General features: G+C 47.2%; 2 pseudogenes. Both read right to left on the bottom strand.

Features of this window, described 5'->3' with window-relative positions:
• Positions 1 to 2,243 precede the first annotated feature (2,243 nt).
• Positions 2,244 to 3,980, bottom strand: a pseudogene (locus tag AT710_09115).
• Positions 3,981 to 4,860: 880 nt separating this feature from the next.
• Positions 4,861 to 4,938 (bottom strand): annotated as a pseudogene (locus AT710_09110).

The following is a 4,938-nucleotide window of genomic DNA, read 5'->3' as shown; positions in this document are numbered from 1 at the left end:
TACTTGCTAAGCCTACCGAAGCTTCGACTAAGTTCCATGACTTAAGTAACTCAGCCAATTCGCCCGTTGTCATCTCATCGAGCCTCCCAGCATCCTTTATCTCCCAGCCTATTTTATACGTCATTGCAACACCGAGATTTTTAGATAATACACAAGTCCAGTTTAATCCCACTCTAACGTCCTTTACCGGTTCGTCTCTTTCTTTAGCATAGGAGATTAGGAAATCAATTATTTTACCCCATGCCAACTAGACAATGAGAACAGACCGGAACTCCGAGACTGACTCCCCAAGGCTATATGTGGTAGAAGAAGAGCCTGGCGATGGCAAGCCTAAACGACTCACTCTTCAAGTCGCAACACTCCTTATATACCTCAAGGAACAACCTCCCGAGCAACTTACTGGAATAATAAGTAGCTCCTTTAATTGCAAGTGCCTTGGCTAGTTCCTTATTACCACTAATCAATGCGTGGAGCATTAGGGCTAACAGAGCCGTTGAATAATCAGGGACGATTAGTTGTACTAGGGACTTACCATCAAGCCCATACACCAACTTCCCAAATTCACTAATCAACGCATTGGTATCAAAACCAAGCTCCATAAGCCAACCCGACCTCTCCTTCTCTAAAATTCGTTTATGAAAATCATTAATTAACTCTTCTCTTAGCCACCAAACAGCATCACTGTCGTTCATGACAGCCAAGACGGCGCCTTCACAGTTCCTCTTCTCCGTTGAATCCTCAATTAACTTGCACTCCTCATACCCATCCTCAGGCCTTATCATCCCGAAGGCAACCCTTAACGCAGACAAGTACTTACGACGCATATCATATCCAAAGGCATCAATCAACTCCTCAGGATTGACGCTAAGCTTACCCTTAAGCTCGCTGCTTAACCCACCCCTAGGACCGAGTAGGACGTTGAGCATAAGCCTAGTCAGGGCCGAGAATTGCTTAACGGCGTTCAGCACCCGCAAATGCTTCTCAAGTAGCTCGTTGATCATTTCGTAATTGCCTGTTAGGGCCAAGGATACGAGGTACTCACCAAGTGTACCCGATGCAATACTGAGATACCTAGCCGTGAGCTCGAAATGCTCCACATTAAAGGTCTCCTCGTACAACCGCCTAAACTCATTAACCAACTTTTCACCAACTAATGAGCCTTCGATAGTCTCAACACGCAATGCCCAACTACGATTAACTAGGTAGTTTTCATAGTCACCGACTTCCTTATGCTTCTCAGTAACCTCATTAATTAGTTTCTCCGCCTTGTCAAGCTCGTCGTTATCAAGCCGATAAAGCGCCAATACGTGGCTAAGAAACAATACTGCATCAAGGATTGATCTCCTAACTGCCTCCTCATCAGCCTTTACGAACCTGGATTCAATGTAGTTCATGAATTCCTCATCCCTCATTAGATCCTGAACCAACCCTCTCAACCTGCTTAGTTCCTCAAGGATCCCATTAGCCTTATCAACCACATCGATGCGTAACACCTCCTCCATAAGCCTCCTCACATCCTCATGCCTTAACGCTGGGACTAACGCATACGCCCAAGCAATGACGCCCAGGCTGGACTTGAACCTATCCAACTCAATGAGTAGGTCAGCGACCCTACTAACCGCACCCTTAACCTCATCATTATCGAAATGAACAAGGTGTAACCAAAGCAGGTTAGCGTAGGCAATTATTGCATGTACGAGGGACCAGGTATGCTCCTTAACCATACCACCATAATTATCTAAAATCTTATTCAACTCACCAAGTATGTACCTAACTATGTCACTATCGAGGTTCTCCATATTCGATGCGAGGACTAGTAGTTCGAGGTACCTATGCGGTGTCTTATCACGCAACGGTTCTAAGGCACATAGCACTAACTTAATGAGGTCTGGTGATGCAACATCTTGTATAGTGGATGCTACTATGTGTAATGCGGTGTCGGCATCGCTGGGCTTGACATCCCTGCCTAACATGGCGGCGTTGGCGATTATTGAGGCTAGCCCAAGAACATAAAAACCCTCAGCGACACAAATACCGCCCCTACCCCTGGCGATGTTAAGGATCCTATTCATCTCATCAATAGCCTCATTGTACTTATCGATGAATGCCTCGGTCGAGACACGTGTATAAGTTAGGTACCGTATTAATGGTGGGATTACGTTACCAACGAGTAGGTAATCATCAACATCGCATTCCCTTAAAGCATCACCAAGGGACTTAGCAACGTTCCCTCTTAAGCTCTCAGGTAAGATCTCGTGCCTAGGCACTGAAACACGCCCAGTTAAGGCATACCCAATGATTAATGCGGCTCTTTTCCAACACTTATTGCTGAAGACTTTTAATGTGTTTGTGAGTTTCTCGCCATAGTTACTGGCGAAGTACTTAACGGCACTGTCTACATTACTCACCTTTTCCGAGACCTCCCTCAATGACTCCATAACTACTCTTGTTTTCCAGGGCTTCAACGCATCACCAAGTTCCTTACATTCCTCACCCTCACTTACAATGCACTTAAGTAGCTTCTTAATCGCCTCCTCAATTAGGTCGTGCTGCCTATGGGCTAACCAACCCCTCAACTCCCCACCCTCGGCACCATAAAGAATCTTCGCACCTCTCTCCTCGCCAATCAACCCAACAATGCCTTGCGTCAGTATTGGATCACCGGGTCTCACTGAATCAACGAATGGCCTCCTCAATGCGAAGACCTCGACCAAGGCCTTGGCCGTGTCGGGGTCTTCATGGAACTTGAATAATCCGTTTATGTGTAGTATTATGAATGCCTCGGCTTTACCCTTGGCTTTGCTGATTAACTCCTTGATCTCACGGGCACTACAATTGTTCCTCGCCAGTTCCTCGCCGATGAGCCTAGCTATTAGTGCGTGGCCGGAGTCGAGCTTTGCTAATTCGCCGGCTAATTCACTAAGTTCCCTATCACTTAATGCACACCCGTTGGGGTTACTCTTCGTCCTCGTGTACTCCCTAATCAACTCAGCCAGGAATTCGGTGTTGATGAGTCCCTGCGAAACGTCAAGCCTATATCCCTCCAACTCATTTCTTCTTTGTTCACTCAATGCGTTGTAGACGTCGCTCGGTATTACGATGAGTGTGAGCGGTTTCGAAGCTTCGGAGCTTATCGATTTTATGACTTTCATCAAGTCCTTTATTGTCCTCTCGATGTTTGCTTGTATGGGTGCCTTCACGTCAATGTCCGCTCTCTCGTAGGCTTTGGTCGACACTGGGTCGTAGAGTATGAGCAACTTACCGAAGTGCTCGCTGAATTTCTCACCGTAGTTCTCAATGAACGTAGTAAACTCCGAGGAATTCTCCGAATCAAGCACATCAACACGTGCAACTAGCCCAATATCGCCGTTCATGAACAACTTCCAAATCTCGGCTGCGGCTAGCGTGGACTTACCAATACCCTTGGGTCCAACGACCACGACGAAGCCCTGCTTCAAAAGCCTATCCCTAACCTCGTTAACCAATTCGTTGAACCTACCTGCCCTAACGATGCTGTGGTACCCATCCTCAACCCTAACCCTCAACTCACCGTTCTCAACCTTGATGTTTGGGTAAATCCTACCTTTCGCGAACTCACCAACATCAGCCGTGACTATGACCGCACGCTCCTCCTGCCTAAACAACTCAATATTCTTCTCAAGCTTCTCAATTTCTCTCTCAATCTCCTTAACCCTCTCCTCAATCTTGTTAACCCTCTCCTCCAGCTCATCTATGCTCAAGCCCGTTATGCCCATTAGTGCCTCTTTTGCCTCATCATAACCCATCCCCATTGCGTAGGCAACCCTATAGACCAACAACCTACCCAACTCATTGAAATCAAGCCTACCATCTGGTCCTTTCACCAACAACCCCTCAAGGCTTCTCCTTAACTCAATGATCTCCTTGAGGTAGTTCTCCCCCTCATTCTTGAATGCCATGTGCGTGAGCACCGAGATGATGGCTAGGGAAGCCGCACCCAAGAGTGGGGTTAAGGCTAAACCACCAATCACGTAATTCGCGGAATTGTTCACGAACTCGCTCAAGAACCCAATAGACAACTCATCCCACTCAAGCAAGTTCTCCTTCAAACCCAAAACCTTACTCAAAGTATTAACGGCTTTGGAGTACGCATCAACCCAGTCCTTCAACACCTTCCTAGCCTCATTCTCACCCTTCTCTCTGATTAATTCGATGACCTCCTCGACAAGGCCTGGCGGTATGTACTCGGCCTTGAACCACTTAATCGTCACCTTCTTATCATCAGAGACCCCCTTGTTCCTATCATCAAAGACCGTCTTGATCAACTCCAATGCCTTACTGGCATCCGCATCGGAGGTGCATTCATTTGGCTTCTCAACGCATTCCCACGGTATGTAGTAAGCCCTGTGCGGTGAGTCCCCAATCTTCCTTCTAGCCCCCTCAACAATAGGCTTGGGAGCCCTATCACCAAGGACCCTCCTCAACTCCTCATCATCAACCCTCTCCTTATCCGCAAACTTCCCAATCAGGGTCATCCTCTTAAGAAGCCTCATAACCTTCTCACGAAGCCCCAACTCGTCCTTGGCTTCCTCATCCTCGGTCTTGGTGGTTATGCCTAGCGTGTGCTCATCGACGGTGACGCCAACACCCAGCCTGCCCTCTAGGTAATTCTCCCTGAAAAACGTCTTACCACTCCTCGGTGGCCCAATGAGAACGAACCTACCACAGTTGGTGCACCTACGAAGAACCTCACTAACCTCAACCTCATTGAAGCTCTCAAACAAATCATGACCAGAGCCACTCCCCATTAAAAGTGATATAGTTCTCAATAAATATTTAAGGCTTTGCCTATGGCTGATGAGTGTGGTGATAGTGTCGTCGTTAAGCTACAAATTCTGGGATTAACCTTCTCTCCCATAAGACTAGGGCTATGGAGTACATCATGGTGCGAATGCTCCT

The sequence above is a fragment of the Thermocladium sp. ECH_B genome (assembly GCA_001516585.1).
In the GTDB taxonomy this organism is placed as follows: Archaea; Thermoproteota; Thermoprotei; order Thermoproteales; family Thermocladiaceae; genus Thermocladium.
This window is presented reverse-complemented; position numbering and strand designations above follow the sequence as displayed.